A 17,790-nucleotide genomic window follows, 5' to 3' on the forward strand; every position below is an offset into this window, starting at 1 on the left:
GAACGTCACAGATCCACAGGACATGAAGGATCTTCGGTACTCGTGGCGGGATGGACGGGTCGAGGAGGTGCCCCAGAACGGGGGCAGGACGGCCGCGTCGACAGCGCCTCGCGGCTGTCTGCCGACTCGGTCAGCGGCCAGTGCCGGACAGCTTCTCCTCGTGCGGTGGCATCCTCGGAGGCGCGACGGCCGTGACCTCGGCCGCAGGGCCGAGCCGGAGGAGGACGACATCTCCGGCACCGTGACGCCCGACGAGGCCCCCGGCCCCGAGTCCGTCGTCGACCCGCTCTCGTCCGCGACGGACGCGACCCTCGCGGTCCGCGCCCGCGACGGGGACGTGCACGCGTTCGAGGTCGTCGCCCGCCGGCACGGCCCGCTGATGCGCGTCTACGCCGGCCGTCTGCTCGGCACCGACCTCGAGTCGGACGACGTGGTGCAGGACGCGTTCCTCACCGCCTGGAGGCGCCTGTCCGACCTCGAGGACCCGTCCCGCCTGCGGCCCTGGCTGATGCGCATCGTGAGCAACAAGAGCATCGACCGGCTCCGGGTGCGCCGCGACCACGACGACATCGACGCGCACGACGCTCCCGCGTCCCGCGCCGCCGCCCCGGACCGCGTCGTCGAGTCGCGACTGCAGCTCGACGCGATGTGGACGGCCCTCGACAAGCTGCCGCTCGACCAGCGACGGTGTTGGCTGTTGCGGGAGACCGGCGGCTGGTCGTACGCGGAGATCGCCGAGGCCCTGCAGCTGCCCGTCTCGACCGTCCGCGGGCAGATCGCCCGTGCCCGCAAGTTCCTGCTCCACGAGATGGAGGCCTGGCGATGAGCGACCACGACGACGACGCGCGCGTGCCGGGCGCGCCCCCGCAGCCTGCGGACCAGGACGAGCTCGTGGACGGGCGCACCCTGGACGAGCTCGAGGACTACCTCGACCGCGGTCGCACGCCTCGTGACCCCGGCATCGAGGCGAGCGCCGAGTGCCGCCTGACGCTGCGGGCGCTGGAGCGGGTCCGCGGCCTCTCGCTGTCGGCGCTCGAGGACGAGGCGTCGCGCCTGCCGTCGCGCGACGACACCTGGATCGCCGGGCTGATCGAATCGATCAAGGCCGAGGTGGTGGGCGGACGCGACATCCCCCTCCGGCACCCCGACCCCGGCGTGCGCCTCGGCGTGACCGAGGCCGCGGTGCGCGGGCTGCTGCGGCAGGTCGGCGACGCCGTCGACGGGGTCGTCGTGCGGTCGAGCGAGCTCGACGGCGACGTCACGGAGGCGGACGTCCCGATCGAGGTGACCCTCACGATGACCGCGCGGTACGGCGTGCCGCTGCGCGAGGCGGCCGGCGCCCTGCGCGCGGCGGCGGTCTCCGCGCTCGCGCTGCACACCGAGCTGCGGATCGCTGCCGTGCACGTCGTCGTCGACGACGTGTGGCTGGACGGGGGAGGCGCGTCATGAGCACCGAGGACCGAGCGGGCGACCAGCACCACGCCGCCCACGACGGCGGGGCCGAGGCCGAGCTGCACGACCTCTCGCTCGACCTGACCGACGCCCTGCGCGGCGTCGAGGGCGTCGTCGAGGTGCTCGACGCGCGGCCTGTCGTCGTCGCCGCGATCACCGCCGTGGCGGACGGCATCGACGGCGGCGGCCCCCGCGGCCTCGTGGACGTCATGCGGACCGGGGGAGTGCTGACCGTCGCCGCCTCGGTCGCCACCGACGTCGGCCAGGCCACGCCGGAGACCCTGGCCCGCGTCGCCGCGGTGCTGCGCGACCGGGCCGGGGGCGGCTCGGGCGCCGAGGTGGTCGTGTCGGTGACCTCGCGCGTGATCGAGCCGCCGCTGCCTCGCTGAGCCGGCCCGCGCCTCCTGCGGTCGTCCTCTGCGCCTCCTCGAGGGTCTCGCGTCCCCGTCGCCCGCCCCTCAGCGGACCGTCGGAGAGGGCATGTATCTTGATGTCGAGAGACCCCCGCCGAGTACCGTGGGGGCGACCGCACGCACGCGCGACACCAGAGGAGCACCTGCCGCATGGCCACGATCATCTACACGCTCACCGACGAGGCGCCGATGCTGGCGACCTACTCGTTCCTGCCCATCGTCCAGGCGTACGCCCGCACCGCGGGGGTCGACGTCGAGACCCGCGACATCTCGCTGGCCGGACGCATCATCAGCCAGTTCCCGGAGCGGCTCACCGACGAGCAGCGACAGGGCGACGCGCTCGCCGAGCTGGGGGCCCTGGCGAAGACGCCCGAGGCCAACATCATCAAGCTGCCGAACATCTCGGCGTCGATGCCGCAGCTGAAGGCCGCCGTCCACGAGCTGCAGGGCCAGGGCTACGACCTTCCCGAGTACCCGGACTCGCCCTCGACCGACGAGGAGCGCGACGTCAAGGCCCGCTACGACAAGGTCAAGGGCAGCGCCGTGAACCCGGTGCTCCGCGAGGGCAACAGCGACCGCCGTGCGCCCCTCTCGGTCAAGAACTACGCGCGCAAGCACCCGCACCGCATGGGCGCCTGGACCGCCGAGAGCAAGACGAACGTCGCGACCATGGGCGTCGACGACTTCCGCTCGAACGAGAAGACCGTCGTGCTGCCCGCCGACGACGTGCTGCGCATCGAGCACGTCGGCGCCGACGGGTCGACCACCGTGCTGCGCGAGTCGATCCCCGTGCTCGCCGGCGAGGTCGTCGACGGCACGGTGCTGCACGTCGCCGCGCTGCACGAGTTCCTCGCCGCGCAGATCGCCCGGGCCGAGGCCGAGGGCGTCCTGTTCTCGGTGCACCTCAAGGCCACGATGATGAAGATCAGCGACCCGATCCTCTTCGGCCACGTCATCCGCGCCTTCTTCCCCCAGGTCTTCGAGAAGTACGGCGACGACCTGCGCGCCGCCGGTCTCGACCCCGCCAACGGCCTCAACGGGATCCTGCAGGGCCTCGCGTCGCTGCCGAACGGCGACGAGATCCGCGCGGCCTTCGACCAGGGCATCGCCGACGGGCCCGACCTCGCGATGGTCGACTCCGACAAGGGCACGACCAACCTGCACGTGCCGTCCGACGTGATCGTCGACGCCTCGATGCCCGCGATGATCCGCACCTCGGGCCACATGTGGGGCCCCGACGGCGAGGAGCACGACACGCTCGCGGTCATCCCCGACTCGAGCTACGCCGGCATCTACCAGGCCGTGCTCGACGACTGCCGCGCGAACGGCGCCTTCGACCCCGCGACGATGGGCTCCGTGCCGAACGTCGGCCTCATGGCGCAGGCCGCCGAAGAGTACGGGTCGCACGACAAGACCTTCGAGATCCCCGCCGACGGCACCGTCCGCGTGCTGAACGAGGCCGGCGACGTGCTGATCGAGCACGAGGTCGCCACCGGCGACATCTGGCGCGCCTGTCAGACGAAGGACGTCCCGATCCGCGACTGGGTCAAGCTCGCCGTCACCCGCGCCCGTGCCAGCGGCACGCCCGCCGTCTTCTGGCTCGACGAGACCCGCGCCCACGACGCGACCCTGATCGGGCTCGTGCGCGGCTACCTCGCCGAGCACGACACCGAGGGCCTGCAGATCGAGATCCTGTCGCCCGTCGACGCGATGGCCTTCTCGCTCGAGCGGATCCGCCGCGGCGAGGACACGATCTCCGTCACCGGCAACGTGCTGCGCGACTACCTGACCGACCTGTTCCCGATCATGGAGCTCGGCACCTCGGCCAAGATGCTGTCCGTCGTGCCGCTGATCAACGGCGGCGGCCTCTTCGAGACCGGAGCCGGCGGCTCGGCGCCGAAGCACGTGCAGCAGCTCGTCGACCAGGACTACCTGCGCTGGGACAGCCTCGGCGAGTTCCTCGCCCTCGCGGTCAGCTTCGAGCACCTCGCCACCTCGACCGGCAACGCCCGCGCCCAGGTGCTGGCCGACACCCTCGACCGCGCGACCGGCACGTTCCTCGACGAGAACAAGTCGCCCGGCCGCAAGCTCGGCTCGATCGACAACCGCGGCAGCCACTTCTTCCTCGCGAAGTACTGGGCCGACGAGCTCGCGACGCAGACCGACGACGCCGAGCTGGCGTCGGCGTTCGCGTCGCTCGCGGCGACCCTCGGCGGGCAGGAGGAGACGATCGTCTCCGAGCTGATCGCCCCGCAGGGCACCGCGGTCGAGATCGGCGGGTACTACCACCCGGACGCCGCCGCGACCGAGGCCGTGATGCGGCCGTCGGCGACGCTGAACGCGGCGCTCGCGACGCTGTAGCAGCGCGCGGCCGCGGCTCCTTCCGCACATGCCGACCGTGAGGGTCCGACACGCCACGTGACGAAGAACGTGAGCGGCGTGTCGGCCCCCGCCGGTCGGTATTTGCGGTCCCCGCGGCTGTGTACGGTGGAGGGGATGGCGCTGCGTCGCGTCCGTCGGACGGCCGCCGGACCAGCACGCACCGCGAGCAGCGCCGCACGACGAGAGGGAACGATGACGTCCGACCAGACCAGCCCGACCGACACCGCAGAGCTGCGAGTGGGGGTGATCGGCCTCGGCTTCGCCGGATCGACCCACCTGGAAGCGTTCTCGTCCCTGCCGGGCGCCCGGGTCGTCGCGCTCGCGGGCCAGGAGGAGGCGCGCCTGCACGAGCTCGGCAGCGCCTACGGCGTCGAGCGCCTCGTCGCCGACTGGGAGGACGTCGTCGCCATGGACGACCTGGACGTCATCTCGATCGGCGTCCCCAACGCCCTGCACCACCCGATCGCGATGGCGGCCCTGCGCTCGGGCAAGCACGTCTTCTGCGAGAAGCCCCTCGCGACCACCGGCGACCTCGCCGCCGAGATGGTGCGTGCGGCACGCGACGCCGACCGCGTGCTCGAGGTCGCCTACAACCACCGGCGCCGGGCCGACGTGGCCTTCCTCGCCGACTGGCTGGCCGACGGCCCGATCGGCGACGTCTACCACGCCCGCGCGAGCTGGATGCGGCGGGCCGGCGTGCCCGGCATGGGCTCGTGGTTCACGAACAAGGAGGCGTCCGGCGGCGGCCCGATGATCGACCTCGGATCGCACGTGCTCGACATCGCCCTGCACCTGCTCGGCGAGCCGCGGGTGACGAGCGTGTCCGCCGTCGCCTACGGGGTGCTCGGCGCCGCCGGCCGCGGCGGCCGGGTCTACGGCGTCTCGTCGGCGCCCACCGGGTCCGCCTTCGACGTCGAGGACTTCTCCAGCGCCCTGCTCCGTCTCGACGACGGCGGCAGCCTGCAGCTGCAGGCGTCGTGGGCCTCGTACTCCAAGGTGCACGAGGACATCGAGGTCGAGCTGCTCGGCGCCACCGGCGGCGCGCGCCTGCACGTGGACGACTACGCGACCGACGGCACGCTCACCCTCTACTCCGACGTGCTCGGGCAGCCCGCCGAGACCCGGCCCGCCGTCCACGTGCCGGCCGGGCACCACCGCACCGTGATCGAGGGCTTCATCGCCTCGGTGCGGTCGGGGGCGTCGGCGCAGCCGGGCAGGCAGTCCGCAGGAGGCGCGGCGCCCGCGGGCGGCGAGGCCCAGTACCAGGGCCGGTACGGCGAGTACGCGCTGCACCGCAGTCGTGTCGTCGACGCGATCTACGCCTCGGCCGAGCAGGGCCGCGAGGTCGAGGTGCCGCAGGACGACGTCGACGCGGGCGTGCGCACCGGCTCCGAGGGAGGCGTCCGATGAGCGACGTCACGACCGGCACGACCGGCACGACCGCCCGGACGCGGGTCGTCGTCTGGAACGAGAACGTCCACGAGACCCGGGGTGACGAGACGGTCGCCCGGAACTACCCGCACGGCATCCACGGTGCCGTCGCCGACGGCCTAGTCGAGCTGCTCGGCGACGAGGTCGACGTCTCGACGGCCACCCTCGCCGATCCCGAGCACGGCCTCACGGAGGAGCGTCTCGCCGCCACCGACGTCCTGCTCTGGTGGGGGCACATCGCCCACGACCAGGTCGCCGACGGGGTGGTCGAGCGCGTCGTGCGGCACGTGCAGGCGGGCATGGGGCTGATCGTCCTGCACAGCGGGCACTACTCGAAGCCGTTCACGCGCCTCCTCGGCACCACCTGCTCGCTGCGCTGGCGGAACGAGGCCGAGCGCGAGCTCGTCTGGACGGTGGCGCCGACGCACCCGATCGCCGAGGGCGTGCCCGACCCGCTCGTCATCCCCGAGCAGGAGACCTACGGCGAGTTCTTCGACATCCCGACGCCGGACGAGCTGATCTTCCTGTCGACGTTCACGGGCGGCGAGGTGTTCCGCTCGGGAGCGACCTGGCGGCGCGGGCTCGGCAAGCTGTTCTACTTCTCGCCCGGCGACCAGGAGTACCCGGTGTACCACCAGCCCGAGATCCGGCGGGTGCTGGCGAACGGGGTGCGCTGGGCGCGGCCGACGCAGGCGCGACGCGACCTGACCGCCGACATGCACCCGCGCGGCTGGTTCGAGCAGGGCTGAGGAGGCGCGGGCCGGGGCGGCCGGTACCGGCTCAGTCGCGCTCGGCGAGCGACCGGCCGAGCGACACCGTCTCCGGCTCGTCCGCGTAGTGCCCGTAGGCGGGGATCGGCGCGTAGCCGACCGACTCGTAGAGCCGGATCGCCTCGGCGTGCACCGTGTTCGTCTCGATCACCATGTCGACGACCCCGGCTTTGAGGGCCGACTGCTCGAGCCAGCGCAGCACGAGCCGGGAGAGCCCGCGCCCCCGCTGGTCGGGTCGCACGAACATGCGCTTGAGCTCGGCGCGACCGTCGGGCAGGAGGCGCCAGGCACCCATCGCGACCGGTGTCGGTACGTCGTCGGCCGGGCTCGCGGCAGTGTCGCCCGCCGGGTCGTAGGCGACGGCGAACGTGCCGCGCGGCAGCTCGAACTCGGACCGGTCGATGGGGCTGTCGTCGCGTCCGCCGTACAGCTCGACGTAGAGCTGCTGCAGCCCCTCGACGAGCTGCTGCACGTCGGGGTGGTCGTACGGCAGGGCGCGGATCTCGACGGCGTCGTGCGGGGTGCTCACCTGCCCAGTCTGGCCGATCGCGCTTGGCCGGGCCCGGAGGAGGGCGACGCGGGAGGATGGGCGGGTGACCGATCCCGACCCTTCGACCCGCGCCTCCTCGGCCGCTTCCCCGCGACGAGCCGGCGGAGCGCGCGACGACGACCTGCACGAGAGGCTGGCCGCGCTGCTCGACGGCGTCCGCGACGTGGGCGGCGGCGAGGTCGACGACAGCGTGCCGCAGCTCGCCGAGGCGGACCCGGGCTGGCTGGGCGTCGCGCTGGCGCGGCCCGACGGCTCCGTGACGGCGGCGGGCGACGCGCGGCAGGCGTTCTCGATCCAGTCGGCGGTCAAGCCGTTCCTGTTCGCCCTGGCGCTCGCCGACACCGACGGCGCGGCGATCGACGCGGTCGGCATCGAGCCGACGGGCGAGGCCTTCGACGCGATCAAGCTCGAGGGCGGCACCGGCCGTCCGCCGAACCCCATGGTCAACGCCGGCGCCCTGCTGACCGCCGCGCTCGTCGACGGCGGCGACGCCGACGGCCGTGCCGAGCGGATCCTCCGCGGCCTCGTCGCCTTCGCGGGCCGTGAGCTCGAGGTCGACGACGACGTCGCCGGCTCGGAGATGCTGCTCGGCGACCGCAACCACGCCCTGGCGCACCTGATGCGCTCGGAGGGCACCCTGCACGTCGGGGCCGACGACGCCGTCTCGGCCTACGCCCGGGCCTGCGCGGTGCTCGTCGACGCCGAGGCGCTCGCGGTCATGGGCGCGACGCTCGCCCTCGGCGGACGCAACCCGGTGACGGGCGAGCAGGTCGTCTCGGCCGCGATCGCCCGCGACGTCGTGTCGGTGATGGCCACCTGCGGGGTCTACGACGGCTCCGGCCGGTGGATGCGGGAGGTCGGGGTGCCCGCCAAGTCGAGCGTCTCGGGCGCCCTCGTCCTCTCGGTGCCGGGACGCCTAGGGGCTGCGTCGTACAGCCCGCCGCTCGACCCGCTCGGCACCAGCGTCCGCGGGGCCGCGCTGATGGAGGGGCTCAGCCGCGAGCTCGGGCTGCACTCGTTCGACACCGAGCGTGGCTGAGCCGCTGAGCCGCTGAGCCGCTGAGCCATCGAGCTGCGGCGACCGTCGCGCCCTGTCGGCGGTCGCCGCTACCCTCGCTCCATGGTCCGCGTCTCCGACAAGCCCGTGCTCGACCTCACCGTCGAGCAGTGGCGCGAGTGGCTGGCCGCCACCGACGACGTCGTCGGCGTGCGCCTGAAGCTCCGCAAGAAGACGAGCAGCGCCCCCGGCATGACCTGGTCCGAGGCGCTCGACGTCGCCCTCTGCCACGGCTGGATCGACGGGCAGGGCGCGCGGCTCGACGACGACTACATGCTGACCGCGTTCCAGCCGCGACGACGGAACAGCCCGTGGTCGCAGATCAACCGCGAACACGTCGCGCGCCTGGTCGAGGAGGGGCGGATGCAGCCGGCGGGGCTCGCCGAGGTCGAGCGCGCGAAGGCCGACGGCCGGTGGGACGCCGCGTACCGGCAACGCGACGCGGTCGCGCCCGACGACCTGCAGGCCGCGCTCGCCGCCGACCCGGCCGCGGCCGCGTTCTTCGCCGGCCTGACGAAGACCGAGCGGTTCCGGGTGTTCTTCCGGCTCGCGTCGATCAAGACGCCGGCGGTGCGGGCGGCCCGCGTCCGCGACGTCGTCGAGAAGGCGGCCCGCGGGGAGCAGCACTACCGCTGACGGCGGGGCACGTGCGGGTCGGAGCCGAGCACCCGTGCACCCGGGCACTCATCCGCGCCTCGGCGGCCACCCGCCGCGGGTGGATTCCACGTCGATACGGGTGAGCATCGGACGACAGACGAGCCCGTCCCCCCGTCCGGGGGGTTAGATTTCATCGTCCCGCGGCAGCAGCTGCGCCGAGCCCCACCCGAACGTCTCGTCGGCCACCCACCGGCGTGTCCACGGGCTCGTCGCGCCGCCGCCACACCCGAGCGGGCCCCGACAGAGAGCACCCGAATGCCCAGAACCCGTGGGATCGTCGCCGATCCGCGTCTCCTCCCGAACCCGACCCTCCTGCAGGAGGCGCCCGTCGCCTCCTCGTCCCCGCACCGGCCTCGTCGCCGTGCGGGCCTCGCCGCCGCGATCGCCCTGACGCTCGCCACCGGGGGACTCGCCCTCGGCGTCGTCGCTCCGGCCTCCGCCGCCGAGCCCGTCGCCGCCGCTGCGGCCGTCGCCCCGACGCCGGGCACGAACCTGCCCGGCGCCGTGACCGACATCGCCGTCACGCCGACCGCGCCCGAGCAGGGCGCCCAGGTCACGACGACGCTCGACTTCACCGTGCCGGCCGACGCCGTCGCCGGCGACTCGTTCACGGTGCAGCTCAGCCCTCGCCTCAAGGACCTGCCCGAGACGTTCCCCGTGATCGACCTCGAGAGCGGCGCGGTCGTCGCGGACGCCGTCGTCGTGAAGACGGCGGCCTCGAACGGCGCACCCGCCGGCATCCGTCTCGTGGTGACCTTCACGGACTTCGTGCAGACGCACATGAACGTGAGCGGCTCGGCCTTCATCGAGTCGTCCTTCGACTCGACGACGACGCCCTCGGGAGTCACGTCGCCCTTCACCTCCGTCGTCGACGGCGGCGCGACCTTCACCACCCAGGTCACGCCCGTCGGGCCGGTCGGCAGCCACCTGAACGCCTCGAAGTACGGCGTCTTCACCCGGGCCGACCAGGGGCGCACGAACCCGCTGGGCGCCCTCGAGTACCGCATCGACACGCCCGTCGGCCCGTTCGCCACGGCGACGACGACCGACACCCGTCCGGCCGGCCAGACCTGGACCTTCGCCTGCGGCTCGCTGAGCTTCCAGGACCGCCAGGCCGACGCCCGCGGGCTCTACGTGGCGGGCTCGTCGAAGCCGCTCGCCGTCCCCGCCGCCTCCGTGACGTGCACCCCCGGCCAGGTCACGGTGACGTGGCCCTCGGCGCCGGCCGGGCACTTCTACCGCCTCGTCGCCCCGGTCGACTTCGCCGCCGCCACGGGGACGGGCGCGGCGCAGAGCTTCTCGAACAGCGCCGTGACCGTGCTCGCCCGTACCGAGGGCGCGACCCCCCAGTCGTTCCCGGCCCAGTCGGTCACCCGTCAGGCCAGCGCCGGAGGCGAGGCCGACGGCACCGACCTGCCCCCGGTCGTGACGCCGCCGGTGACCACGCCGCCGGTGACGACGCCGCCGGTGACGACGCCGCCGGTGACGACGCCTCCGGTGACGACGCCGCCGATCCCGACGCTGCCCGCCGGGACGAACCCCACCGTCGAGGTGCCGCCCGTCACGACCACGCCCGTGACGACCACGCCCGTGACGACCACGCCCGCCGCGACCACGCCGGTGACGACAACTCCGGCCGCGACCGCCGTCACCCCGGTGACGCGTGCGACGCCGGCCGCCGCCTCGCCCACGCGCCAGCCGTCGTCGCCGAGCTCGTCCGACTCGTCGCTCGCGTTCACGGGTGACGAGCCCCTCGCGCCCGCCCTGATCGCGCTGCTCTTCGCCGCGGTCGGGACGGCGCTCGTCGTCACGGCGCACCGTCGGGCGCGTCGAGGCTGAGTCCGCAGGAGGTGCCCCTAGAGGGATGCCGGGGGGCCGGGTCGCATGCGCGGTCCGGCCCTCCGCCATCGGTGGGGGCATCGTGCGTCGGCGCCTGTCCCCTGCCGAGGGTGGGTCATCCGCGTCGAGGGCGGGTCCGCGCTGACCTGCCCTCGACGACGATGACCCGCCCTCGACGGTGCCGGAGGCGGCACGGCGCCGCGGGCAGGCGACCCGCTCAGGCGGCGGGCGACGCGAAGACGACGCGGTTCTGGTCGTAGTGGCCCGACCCCGGGTCGAACACGCCGCCGCAGGTGATCAGCCGCAGCTGGTCGGTCGGCTGGGCGCCGAAGACCCGCGCGGTCGGGAACTCCGCCTTGGGCACGTCGACGACCTCGTCCACGACGTAGCGCACCGCGGTGCCCTCGACGGTCGTCACGGTCACCTCGTCGCCCGGCACGAGCTCCGAGAGCCGGAAGAACACCGCCGGCCCCGACGTCGAGTCGACGTGGGCGGCGATGACGGTCGGTCCGCGGCCTCCCGGACGCCCGCCTCCCGTGAACCAGCCGACCTCGTCGGCGTCGTCGGGCACCTCCATGGCGCCGGTCGAGGCGATGCCGAGGCCGATCAGGGGCTCGTCGAGCTCGATGGCCGGAACGGCGACGCGGGCAGGCTCCGCTCCGGTCCCCACGGCGGGCGCGGGTGCGGGCGCGGCCGGCGACGGTGTCGCAGGAGGTGCGGGGGAGGAGGGCGCATCGCTCGCCGCCGCCCCGGGAGGGCTCGACGCCGCGGGGTCGGCCTCGCTCGACGCGCACCCCGTCAGCACGAGGACGGCGGCGAGTCCCAGGCCGACGGCGACTCCGCGGCCGCTCCGGCCCCCGCCGAGGCGCGCCGCACGGGCGGCCCCCCGCAGGGGACCGCCCGTCCGACGCGCACCGGCCCGAGGGGTCATGCGCGTGCGGCGGCCCGACGGCGCAGCACGAGCCCGGTCGCGCCGACGAGCACCAGGCCGCCGACCGCGGCGGCGCCCACGAGCGCGCCGCTGTCCGTGCCGGACGAGGCAGACGTGCCCGCGGCGACGGCCGAGGCCGCTCCGCCGGCGCCCGTGTCGACGCCGCCGACCGGCACCTGGGTCAGCTGGCCGCGGACGACGCCCGCGGCGAAGGAAGCCGTGTGCGAGTCGCCGGTGAAGCCGGCCGGGTTCGCCTCGATCTGCGCGAGCGTGAAGCCGGTGCCGGTGTCGGCCCCCGCGTCGTTCGTCACGCCGGTGGTGAAGGGGCCCTGGAGGCAGCCGCTGGCCTCGCGCACGCCGTCGCCGTCCGCGTCGGTCGGGTTCGGGAACGCGATGCGCGGCGGGCCGGGCTGGCCGGCCGCGGCCTGGTGGATGTGCGTCGCCGTCTTCGCCGGGCTCTGGTAGTCGCCGGTGACGCCGGTCAGGGTGATGTCGTAGCAGATCACCTCGGTGTCCGAGTTGATGCGGAAGTCGAAGGTGCCGGTCGCCCCGGGCTCGCCGGCGACGGCCACGCCGTCGTTGTTGATGACCTGGTCGGGCGTCGCCATGACGGTGAACGCGCTGGTGAACGAGCTGGGCTCGGGCACGGTGGTCTCGGCCGCGGCGGGCGCGGCCACGATCAGGGTGGCGGCGGCCGCGGCCGCGCCTCCGATGGTCAGGTGTCGGACGGAACGCTTCATCGTCATGCTTCCTCTGCCTCTCGTGGACGCCGGCCCGTCGGGGGCGGCGCGTCACGCCGCCCGGTCGGACGACGCCTGTCACGAGGGCCTACGACGACGACCCGTCCGGCGTTCACCGACGACACGAGAAAGATCTGACGAGACCGTGACCGAGCACGACGGGGCGGTCGTGGTCAGCGTCCGCCACACCGCGTCGATGAACGCGCACGGGCTCCACGACGTACTTCCTCTCGAGAGCTCCTGGTGATCCGTCGGGAGCCGCCCCGTAGGCTGAGAGGAGCCGGATGTCGCTCGTCGTCACGCGTCCCGGCACGCAGGAGGGGAGCCCGATGAGCCAGCCGACGCCCGGCCCCTCGGCGCAGACCACCTCTCCGCAGACGCCCTCGACGGGCCTCGACGTGTCGGCCGCCTTCGCCGAGCACGGCTCGGCCCTGCTCGGCTTCGCCGTCAACGCCCTCCGCGACCGCGCCCTCGCCGAGGACTGCGTGCAGGAGACGTTCCTCCGCGCCTGGCGTGCCCGCGCCTCCTTCGACCCGGCCCGCGGCGGCGAGCGCACCTGGTTGTTCGCGATCGAGCGGCGCGTCGTGCTCGACGTGCACCGCGCCCGTCAGCGCGCGCCGCTGCTGGTGCCCGACGAGCACGCGCCCGAGCTGGCGGCCCCCGCGGCCGACCCGCTCGAGCGGCTCGGCATCGTCGAGGGGCTGGCGCGCCTCAGCGACGAGCACCGCGAGGTCGTCGTCGCCGTCCACCTGACCGGGCTCAGCTACCAGGAGTTCTCCGACGTGTCGGGCGTCCCGGTCGCCACCCTCCGCACGCGGTGCTTCTACGCCCTGCGCGCCCTCCGCACCCACCTCGACGACGGGGAGAACCTCTCATGACCGACCCCACGTCCGAACCCGCCGCGAACCCGGCGGGCTCCGAGTCCGACCGCCGCGCCGAGCTGATCGCCGCCGCCCTCGCGTCCGACCTGTCGCCCGCGGAGGCCGTCGAGCTCGACGCCCTGCGCGTCGTCGACCCCACCGTCGACGACGAGATCGCCTCGCTCGGCGGGGTCGTGGCGCGGCTCGGGCCCGTCGGCACCTGGCAGGACGCCCCGGCCGACGCCGCGCTGCGCGACCGGGTCGAGTCGGCTGTCGCCCGGGACGGGTCGTCCGACGCCGCTGAGCGAGCTGAGCCGGCCGCCGCCGGCGCCGCCGCAGCGGACGCCCAGCGAGCCGAGCGAGCCGACCCCTCAGACCGAGCCGAGGAGGCGGCGGTCGCGGCAGGCGCCCCGGCTCCGCTCCCCGGGGACGCGTCGGCCCCGGTGGTCCCCCTGCGCCCCCGCCGGTCGCGCCGCGTCGCCCTCACCGTACTCGGCGCAGCGGCCTGCGTCGCGGTCGGCGTCGGCGGCGGCGTGCTCGCCGCGACGCCCCGCGACGCCCACGTCGCCGGCCCGCCCGGCACCCTCGGCGCCGTCGAGCACGTGGCGTTCGCCGGTGAGCCGTCGGGAGTCGCCGTCGACGGCGACCTCGTGGCGCACACCTGGGGCACCGAGACCGTGCTCACGGTCGACGGCCTGCCGACCGGGCAGGCGTTCTCGGTCGTCGTCGTCGACGACACCGGTGCCGAGCACGAGTCGGGGGCGTTCCTCGGCACGGACGTGACCATCGACTGCCGCATGAACGCGGCGGTGCTGCGCGAGCACGTCGTCGCCGTCGAGGTGCGCGGTGCGGACGGCGTCGAGATCGCGACCGCCTCGGTGCCCTCCGTCGACGCCTGACCCGCGCCTCCTGCTCTCCTCGTCCAGGAACACGGGTCCTGCGTCTGCGCTGCGCAGGACTGGCGGTCCTGAGTCGTGCACGATCCAGGACTCCGCGGTCGCGACTTCCTGGATCGTGCAGCAGGCGCTGGCCCGGCCCGCCGCGCCGTCGCGGTGGCATCATCGACGGGTGACCACTGACACCGACCCGACGCCCCCCGTCACGTCCGGAGCCGACGCCGCCACCGCCTCCTCGACCGACGCGTCGACCGACTCCACGGCGTCCCAGGCGACACGGGTCGCCGCGGTCGTCTACAACCCGATCAAGGTCGACCTCGACGCGGTGAAGGCCGCGGTCGCCCGTGCCGAGGGCGCCGCCGGCTGGGGCACGACGCTCTGGTTCGAGACGAGCGAGGACGACGCCGGCCAGGGCCCCGCCCGCGAGGCCGTCGAGGCCGGGGCGACGATGGTCATCGCGGCCGGCGGAGACGGCACCGTGCGGGCGGTCGCCGAGACGGTCCACGCCTCCGACGCCTCGCTCGCCCTGCTGCCGAGCGGCACGGGCAACCTGCTCGCCCGCAACCTCAAGCTCACCCTCGAGGACCTCGACAACTCCCTCGAGACCGCTTTCTCGGGCGAGGACCGCGACATCGACCTCGGCATGCTCGAGATCCGCCGCGAGGACGGCTCGTCGAGCGAGCACGTCTACGTCGTGATGACCGGCCTCGGCATCGACGCGAAGATGCTCGCCAACACCGACGACGACCTCAAGAAGAAGGTCGGCTGGCTCGCCTACGTGAAGGCGCTCGTCGCCACGCTGCGCGACGAGAACCAGCTCGTGTTCCGCTACAGGATCGACGGCGGCAAGCAGCGCGACATGCACGCGCACACGATCATCGTGGGCAACTGCGGCGCCCTGCCCGCGAACATCGTGCTGCTGCCCGACGCGGCGATCGACGACGGCTTGTTCGACATCCTGCTGCTGCGCCCGAAGGGCGTCCGCGGCTGGGCCCACATCCTGTTCAAGGTGTTCTGGGAGAACGGCGTCGTGCGTCGCCTGCCCTTCGCCGACAAGCTGCCCGGCACCGAGAACGAGGCGCTGCGCTACGTCAAGGCGAAGCAGATCGAGGTCGAGCTCAAGAGCCCGGAGGACATCGAGGTCGACGGCGACGGCTTCGGCGTCGCCACGGGCTTCCGCACCTGGATCGCGCCGGGTGGGCTGACCGTGCGGGTGCCCCGCTCGTAGGGAGCCCGAGGCGCCCGACGGGCCGCCTCCCGGGCCACCGGGACTCCGGGCGGGTTCGTCTCGGGCAGGCCGTCACGGCTGCCCGTTCGGGACGAACTCGCCCGTGCTCCGGTGGGTGTCAGCCAGTGCTGGCCAGCGGCCTCAGACCACCGTCAAGGAGGTGCGGGTCGCCTCGAGCACGGCCGTCACCGACCGCGCGTCGTCGAGCGAGTGCAGCGGCGAGTCCGTGCGCCCCTCGGCGACGAACGCGGCCAGCGCCGTCGCCTCGTACGCGAGCCCGTCCCGGCCCCGCAGCACCGACGGGTCCCGCCACGTCGCCGTGCCGTCGGCGGTGGACACCTCGAAGGAGGCAGGGAAGACCAGGTGCTCGAGCATCCGCACGGTGCCGGTCGAGCCGCTGATCGTGCCGAGGCCCGGCGACGTCGTGAGCAGGCTCGTGACCGCCGTGCCGACGCGGCCCTCGGCGGTGCGGAGCGCGATCGCCGCCTCGAGGTCGACGCCGTCGGCGCGGGTCGTGCCCGTGGCCCGGACGTCGACCGGCCGGCCGATCGCGAACTGGGCGAACCAGACGGCGTAGACGCCGATGTCGAGCAGCGCGCCGCCGCCGAGCGACGGGTCGGCCATGCGCCCGCCCGACGACAGGTCGTTCGCCCAGGCCACGTCGGCCGTAGCGAGCCGGACGTCCCCGATCTCGCCGTCGGCGAGCAGCCGGGCGAGCACGGTGCTGTGCGGCACGTAGCGCGTCCACATGGCCTCCATGGCGAGCACCCCGGCCGCGCGGGCGGCGGCGATCAGCCGGTCCGCCTCCTCCGTCGTCGTCGCGAACGGCTTCTCGACCAGCACGTGCTTGCCGGCGCCGATCGCGAGCAGGGCGTCGGGCACGTGGCTCGTGTGGGGCGTGGCGACGTAGACGACGTCGACCTCGGCCAGGGCGACCAGCGCCTCCTGCCCCTCGACCGCCGTGGCGACGCCGTGGGAGGCGGCGAAGCGCTCGGCCTTGTCGAGCGTGCGCGACGAGACGGCGACGACCCGCTGGTCGGTGTGCGCGTGCAGGGCGTCGGTGAAGTCGCCTGCGATCTCGCCGGTGCCGATCACTCCCCAGCGCAGGGCGGGCCCGCCGCGCAGCGGGGTCGCGGTCGACTCGGGGAACGTGAGGGACGACGAGGACGAGGGTGCGGTCGAGCTGGTCACGGTGCCTCCGGGGGAGTGGGCGGGACGAGGGGCGCGGGCGGGCTGGCGGGCGCGGGCGGTCTGGGGGGAGCGGACGGGCTGGCGGGCGCGGACGGGCTGGTGGGCGCGGCGCCGGCCGAGCGCGTCGTGATCTCACGCTGCAGCACGAGCGCCGCCCCGCCGACGGCCGCCGCGTCGGCGACGTACGCCGACAGCTCGACGCTGACGCCGTGGGCGGCCCGGGCGAAGAAGTCCTCGTCGACGCGCCGCCGGACCGCCTCGAGGTAGAGGGCGCCGGCGATGGCGAGGCTCGGCCCGGCGAGCACGATCGAGTCGAGGTCGAGCACGTTGGCGATCGAGACGACCGCGGCGGCGAGGTGCTCGGCCGAGTCGCGGATGAGCTCGAGGGCGAGCGGGTCGCCGTGGACGGCCGCCGTGGCGACCACGCTGAAGTCGGCGTAGGGGTCGGTCAGGCCGGTGAGGGCGAAGCCGGCCTCGCGCCCGGCGGCCACCGCGGCACGGGCCCGGAGCGCGACGCCGACCGGCCCCGCGAGCTTCTCGACCGTCGTGTTCGCCAGGAACGGCCCGGGCGCGCGGCTCATCACCTGCCCGAGCTCGCCGGCGTTCGAGCTGGCCCCGCGGAACACGACGCCGTCGAGCACGATGCCCGCGCCGATGCCCGCCCCGTAGTAGACGGTGCAGTGCGCCGCCGAGTCGGCGACGGAGCCGCCCCAGAACTCGCCGATGGCCGCCGCGGTGGCGTCGTTGTCGAGGACGACGGGCAGGCCGGTGGCTTCGGTGACGGCGCTCACCAGGGGGAACCCGGCCCACGCCTCCAACGGGGGAGCGCCGTGGATGCTGCCGTGGCGGAGGTCGATCGGCCCCGGGGTCACGAGGCCGAGGCCGGCGACGCGCTCGGCGGGGACGCCCAGCCCGCCGAGGAAGTCGGCGACCACGGCGGCGATGCGCGCGACCGCGGCGTCGGGCGCCTCGCCGTAGACGCCGTGGGTGCGGAGCCGGCCGACCATGGCCCCGCCGAGGTCGGTGAGCACGACCGTGACCGCGTCCGCGCCGAGCTGCACGCCGAGCGCGAAGCGGGCGAGCGGGTCGATGCTGAGCAGGGTGCGCGGCTTGCCGCCGGTCGACTCGCGGCGGCCCGCCTCGACGACGAGCCCGTCGACCATCAGCTGCCGCACGACGTTCGACATCGTGGCCTGCGTCAGGCCGGTGCGCTCCGCGAGCTCGACCCGGCTGATGGGCCCCTGCGAGCGGATCAGGTCGAAGGCGAGCCCGCGGCTCGTCGGGGCGCTCGAGAGCAGGCGCGGGTTGACCATGTGGTACCTCCAACCCGTAGTCTAGGGTCTGAGCGGCTTACTTAGGCTGCTTGACGAAGGGGTCGGAGATCCCTGGACGC

17 protein-coding genes are annotated in these 17,790 nt (G+C 74.4%); 12 read left to right on the forward strand and 5 right to left on the reverse strand.

All coding sequences use genetic code 11. The annotated features are described in order from the left end of the window. The first annotated feature begins 160 nt into the window (after positions 1–160). From EDF18_RS16635 to EDF18_RS11590, 6 genes are all read left to right on the forward strand, one after another. Positions 161–826 (forward strand): RNA polymerase sigma factor, encoded by a 666-nt coding sequence (locus EDF18_RS16635; protein WP_314102081.1) that lies wholly within the window; start codon positions 161–163, stop codon positions 824–826. Continuing rightward, positions 823–1,449, forward strand: a complete 627-nt coding sequence (locus EDF18_RS11570) for a hypothetical protein (RefSeq protein WP_123547935.1) — start codon at positions 823–825, stop codon at positions 1,447–1,449. Before EDF18_RS16635 ends, EDF18_RS11570 begins: the two co-directional genes overlap by 4 nt. Continuing rightward, positions 1,446–1,841 (forward strand): hypothetical protein, encoded by a 396-nt coding sequence (locus EDF18_RS11575; RefSeq protein WP_123547936.1) that lies wholly within the window; start codon positions 1,446–1,448, stop codon positions 1,839–1,841. Before EDF18_RS11570 ends, EDF18_RS11575 begins: the two co-directional genes overlap by 4 nt. A 174-nt stretch (positions 1,842–2,015) precedes the next feature. Next, complete coding sequence (locus tag EDF18_RS11580) at positions 2,016–4,226, forward strand: NADP-dependent isocitrate dehydrogenase (protein ID WP_123547937.1); 2,211 nt, start codon at positions 2,016–2,018, stop codon at positions 4,224–4,226. Positions 4,227–4,439: 213 nt separating this feature from the next. Next, positions 4,440–5,657, forward strand: coding sequence for a Gfo/Idh/MocA family protein (locus EDF18_RS11585; RefSeq protein WP_123547938.1), 1,218 nt, complete (start codon positions 4,440–4,442; stop codon positions 5,655–5,657). Then, positions 5,654–6,427, forward strand: coding sequence for a ThuA domain-containing protein (locus tag EDF18_RS11590; protein ID WP_123547939.1), 774 nt, complete (start codon positions 5,654–5,656; stop codon positions 6,425–6,427). The genes EDF18_RS11585 and EDF18_RS11590 overlap by 4 nt, the downstream gene beginning before the upstream one ends. 31 nt (positions 6,428–6,458) lie before the next feature. Here the strand turns inward: EDF18_RS11590 and EDF18_RS11595 are convergent, their stop codons facing one another. Next, positions 6,459–6,977: a GNAT family N-acetyltransferase gene (locus tag EDF18_RS11595; RefSeq protein ID WP_123547940.1), complete on the reverse strand. Its 519-nt coding sequence runs from the start codon at positions 6,975–6,977 to the stop codon at positions 6,459–6,461. A 64-nt stretch (positions 6,978–7,041) separates the two neighbouring features. On the opposite strand from EDF18_RS11595, the gene glsA reads away from it, so the two are divergent. The 3 genes from glsA to EDF18_RS11610 all read left to right on the forward strand — a co-directional run bounded on the left by glsA (position 7,042) and on the right by EDF18_RS11610 (position 10,551). Next, a complete protein-coding gene (glsA, locus tag EDF18_RS11600; RefSeq protein ID WP_233569103.1) occupies positions 7,042–8,037 on the forward strand; it encodes a glutaminase A in 996 nt (331 codons plus the stop codon). An 81-nt stretch (positions 8,038–8,118) separates the two neighbouring features. Continuing rightward, positions 8,119–8,691 (forward strand): YdeI family protein, encoded by a 573-nt coding sequence (locus EDF18_RS11605; protein WP_123547941.1) that lies wholly within the window; start codon positions 8,119–8,121, stop codon positions 8,689–8,691. Between the two features lie 276 nt (positions 8,692–8,967). Next, complete coding sequence (locus tag EDF18_RS11610) at positions 8,968–10,551, forward strand: Ig-like domain-containing protein (RefSeq protein WP_123547942.1); 1,584 nt, start codon at positions 8,968–8,970, stop codon at positions 10,549–10,551. A 217-nt stretch (positions 10,552–10,768) separates the two neighbouring features. On the opposite strand, the gene EDF18_RS16640 is transcribed toward EDF18_RS11610, so the two are convergent. Both EDF18_RS16640 and EDF18_RS11620 read right to left on the reverse strand, forming a co-directional pair. Continuing rightward, positions 10,769–11,221 carry a class F sortase gene (locus EDF18_RS16640; RefSeq protein WP_233569104.1) on the reverse strand — a complete coding sequence of 151 codons (453 nt, stop codon included), beginning with the start codon at positions 11,219–11,221 and terminating at the stop codon, positions 10,769–10,771. Between the two features lie 257 nt (positions 11,222–11,478). Further along, the gene (locus EDF18_RS11620) at positions 11,479–12,222 is read right to left on the reverse strand and encodes a CHRD domain-containing protein (protein ID WP_233569105.1); all 744 of its coding nucleotides are present in this window, start codon (positions 12,220–12,222) and stop codon (positions 11,479–11,481) included. 284 nt (positions 12,223–12,506) lie between these two features. On the opposite strand from EDF18_RS11620, the gene EDF18_RS11625 reads away from it, so the two are divergent. The 3 genes from EDF18_RS11625 (at position 12,507) to EDF18_RS11635 (ending at position 15,206) form a co-directional block, all read left to right on the forward strand. Then, entirely contained in the window at positions 12,507–13,100 is a 594-nt protein-coding gene (locus tag EDF18_RS11625) for an RNA polymerase sigma factor (RefSeq protein ID WP_233569106.1), read from the forward strand. Next, the gene (locus EDF18_RS11630) at positions 13,097–13,981 is read left to right on the forward strand and encodes a hypothetical protein (RefSeq protein ID WP_123547945.1); all 885 of its coding nucleotides are present in this window, start codon (positions 13,097–13,099) and stop codon (positions 13,979–13,981) included. The genes EDF18_RS11625 and EDF18_RS11630 overlap by 4 nt, the downstream gene beginning before the upstream one ends. Before the next feature lie 169 nt (positions 13,982–14,150). After that, complete coding sequence (locus EDF18_RS11635; RefSeq protein WP_123547946.1) at positions 14,151–15,206, forward strand: diacylglycerol kinase family protein; 1,056 nt, start codon at positions 14,151–14,153, stop codon at positions 15,204–15,206. A gap of 141 nt (positions 15,207–15,347) precedes the next feature. On the opposite strand, the gene EDF18_RS11640 is transcribed toward EDF18_RS11635, so the two are convergent. Both EDF18_RS11640 and EDF18_RS11645 read right to left on the reverse strand, forming a co-directional pair. Continuing rightward, positions 15,348–16,397 (reverse strand): Gfo/Idh/MocA family protein, encoded by a 1,050-nt coding sequence (locus tag EDF18_RS11640; RefSeq protein ID WP_123547947.1) that lies wholly within the window; start codon positions 16,395–16,397, stop codon positions 15,348–15,350. After that, positions 16,394–17,710 (reverse strand): ROK family transcriptional regulator, encoded by a 1,317-nt coding sequence (locus EDF18_RS11645; RefSeq protein WP_123547948.1) that lies wholly within the window; start codon positions 17,708–17,710, stop codon positions 16,394–16,396. Before EDF18_RS11645 ends, EDF18_RS11640 begins: the two co-directional genes overlap by 4 nt. Positions 17,711–17,790 lie beyond the last annotated feature (80 nt).

The organism is Frigoribacterium sp. PhB107, from assembly GCF_003751515.1.
Classification (GTDB): Bacteria; Actinomycetota; Actinomycetes; order Actinomycetales; family Microbacteriaceae; genus Frigoribacterium.

Coding starts and splice junctions, on each gene's coding strand:
- EDF18_RS11610 (WP_123547942.1), top strand. CDS start 8,968: ATGCCCAGAACCCGTGGGATCGTCGCCGATCCGCGTCTCCTCCCGAAC.
- EDF18_RS11620 (WP_233569105.1), bottom strand. CDS start 12,222: ATGAAGCGTTCCGTCCGACACCTGACCATCGGAGGCGCGGCCGCGGCC.
- EDF18_RS11575 (WP_123547936.1), top strand. CDS start 1,446: ATGAGCACCGAGGACCGAGCGGGCGACCAGCACCACGCCGCCCACGAC.
- EDF18_RS11580 (WP_123547937.1), top strand. CDS start 2,016: ATGGCCACGATCATCTACACGCTCACCGACGAGGCGCCGATGCTGGCG.
- EDF18_RS11645 (WP_123547948.1), bottom strand. CDS start 17,710: ATGGTCAACCCGCGCCTGCTCTCGAGCGCCCCGACGAGCCGCGGGCTC.
- EDF18_RS11590 (WP_123547939.1), top strand. CDS start 5,654: ATGAGCGACGTCACGACCGGCACGACCGGCACGACCGCCCGGACGCGG.
- EDF18_RS11605 (WP_123547941.1), top strand. CDS start 8,119: ATGGTCCGCGTCTCCGACAAGCCCGTGCTCGACCTCACCGTCGAGCAG.
- EDF18_RS11630 (WP_123547945.1), top strand. CDS start 13,097: ATGACCGACCCCACGTCCGAACCCGCCGCGAACCCGGCGGGCTCCGAG.
- EDF18_RS11585 (WP_123547938.1), top strand. CDS start 4,440: ATGACGTCCGACCAGACCAGCCCGACCGACACCGCAGAGCTGCGAGTG.
- EDF18_RS11625 (WP_233569106.1), top strand. CDS start 12,507: ATGTCGCTCGTCGTCACGCGTCCCGGCACGCAGGAGGGGAGCCCGATG.
- EDF18_RS11570 (WP_123547935.1), top strand. CDS start 823: ATGAGCGACCACGACGACGACGCGCGCGTGCCGGGCGCGCCCCCGCAG.